The organism is Arthrobacter sp. 35/47 (assembly GCF_000520475.1).
In the GTDB taxonomy this organism is placed as follows: Bacteria; Actinomycetota; Actinomycetes; order Actinomycetales; family Micrococcaceae; genus Arthrobacter_D; species Arthrobacter_D subterraneus.
This window is the reverse complement of the sequence record NZ_KI914617.1, coordinates 144,589-146,749: the sequence shown is the minus strand read 5'-3', so window position 1 is coordinate 146,749 and position 2,161 is coordinate 144,589. Positions and strand designations below refer to the sequence as shown.

Sequence of the window (2,161 nt, the reverse complement as noted above, 5' to 3'; positions counted from 1 at the left end):
CCGTAACCGGACCATGATCGTGGCCCGTTCCACCAGGGACAGCCGTCCCGTCCCCGGTGTTCCAACCGATGTCGGCGGATCAGCCAGCCCGCCCGGAATGCCCGTCATCAATGTCATGCCGCCAGTTTTACGCCACTGATAGGCGGCCCCGTTGCGGGACACACCCGCGACCCGGGCAGCCTCACTGAATGAGGCCCCCGAGCACAACACCGCGTAGAACTTATCCCACTGCTCCGGCAGGAACCACGTCTTCTTCATAGCAACACCACTTTCGGGGAGGCGTTGCACTGACCGTATGACTTTCCAGGCCCGGAACCCGCCAGAGCTACACAAAAGTTCCGGCTGTTTCCTCCCAATACTCGCTGCGCTCGCATCGGGTCCCTCGCCCGATAGGCTTAGCACCATGACGGATTCTCCCCCAACCAGCTGGACCAGTGCTGGCCATCCGCGCCCGCTCATCGAGGAGCTGGACCCGAGCACCGGCGTGATCGCTACCGGGCTGCGCCTGCCCGCGGGTTTTGCGCTGATCGCCGAGGACCCGGAACTCGGCCCGGCAGTGTCCACATGCCTGGCGAAGGTGGAGAAGCAGCTGCGCGAGGCGATCTCCAGTTCGGACCCCCTGGCCGATGCAACCTCACGCCACCTGGTGGAGGCCGGCGGCAAGCGGATCCGTCCGTTGCTGACCATCCTCGCCTCCCACCTCGGGGACGCAACGAAGCCGGAAGTGGTGGTTGCCGCCGTCGTCGTCGAACTGACCCACCTGGCCACCCTCTATCACGACGACGTCATGGACTCCGCGCCCTACCGCCGCGGTGCACCGACGGCCCACGAGGTGTGGGGCAACTCCGTGGCCATCCTGACCGGTGACCTGATTTTTGCCCGGGCGTCGATCCTGGTGTCGGAGCTCGGTTCCCGCGCGCTGGGCATCCAGGCGCGCACCTTCGAGCGGCTATGTCTGGGACAGCTGCATGAGACGGTGGGCCCGCGGGACGGCGAGGATCCGGTGGAGCACTACCTCTCGGTCATCGCGGACAAGACGGGCTCCCTGGTTGCCGCGTCCGGCCAGCTGGGAGCGATTTTTGCTGATGCGCCGGCGTCGGATGTTGACGTCATGGTGTCCTACGGGGAGAAGGTCGGCGTAGCCTTCCAGCTCGCGGACGACGTCATCGACGTCACCGGCCTCAAGGTCAAGTCCGGCAAGTCCCCGGGCACCGACCTGCGGGAGGGTGTGCCCACGCTCCCCGTGCTGCTGCTGCGGCAGGCGGCTGCTGCCGGCGATGGCTCCGCGCAGCGCGTGCTCACCCTGGTGGACGGGGACCTCACCTCGGACGAGGCACTTGCCGAGGCGGTCTCAGCGCTCCGGGAACACCCCGTCACCCAGCAGGCCTGGACGGTGGCGCAGCAGTGGGCGGAAGACGCCGTCGCCGCTCTGGATCCGCTGCCGGAGAGCATGGTCAAGCGGGCGCTGGCGAGCTTTGCGCAGGCGGTTGTCAGCCGCGACGTCTGATTCCGGGGCACCGCTGTGCCGGTTTGCTCAGTATTCAGGTCGTGTGACGGGGCGACCCCTGCAACGGGGGCGGTAACCAGCCGCAGCACCGTGGAAAGCTGAGCAATCCGGCACGCGAGTTATGCACATAGCGGCATTTCCTGAGCCCGACGGGCTCATTCCCGGCTGAGCTGGTCCAATGGACACATTTGGACTAATGAGAAACTGGGGCGGCGTCGCCCGCACCGGAATGCTCCTTGACACGGGGGTCACCAAACGGCAGATCGCAGCCCACGTCCGTCGCGGCGAGCTATTACGACTGCGGCCTGGGGCGCTCGCATTGCCTGATGCACCCTATGATTTTCTGACCGCCATCCGGAACGACGGCTTTCTGACCTGCGTATCCGCGGCAAGTCACTATGGTTTATGGCTACATACACCCTCGCCCTTACTCCACCTGAATTGCCTTCATGCGCGCTCGAAAGATGTGGTCAACCACCGGTCCAGGAGCGTGCCTGCACACCCATACCTCCCACTGGTTGGCCTAGTCGATGTGCTGGTCCACGCGCTTCATTGTCTTCCGGGAGACCAGGCCGCGGTTATCGTCGAGAGCGCGTTGCGCCGGGGAGACACGGTCCGCGGCTTCCTGCTCGAGCGGCTGGAAGGACCCCGCAA

General features: G+C 65.7%; 1 protein-coding gene and 1 pseudogene. One reads left to right on the top strand and one right to left on the bottom strand.

Annotated elements, in window-relative coordinates; genetic code table 11:
* Window positions 1-258 (bottom strand): annotated as a pseudogene (locus X803_RS0114865) (hypothetical protein); the annotation flags it as partial.
* A 145-nt stretch (window positions 259-403) separates the two neighbouring features.
* Here X803_RS0114865 and X803_RS0114860 point away from each other — a divergent pair.
* The gene (locus X803_RS0114860; RefSeq protein WP_026545744.1) at window positions 404-1,507 is read left to right on the top strand and encodes a polyprenyl synthetase family protein; all 1,104 of its coding nucleotides are present in this window, start codon (window positions 404-406) and stop codon (window positions 1,505-1,507) included.
* Window positions 1,508-2,161: the final 654 nt, after the last annotated feature.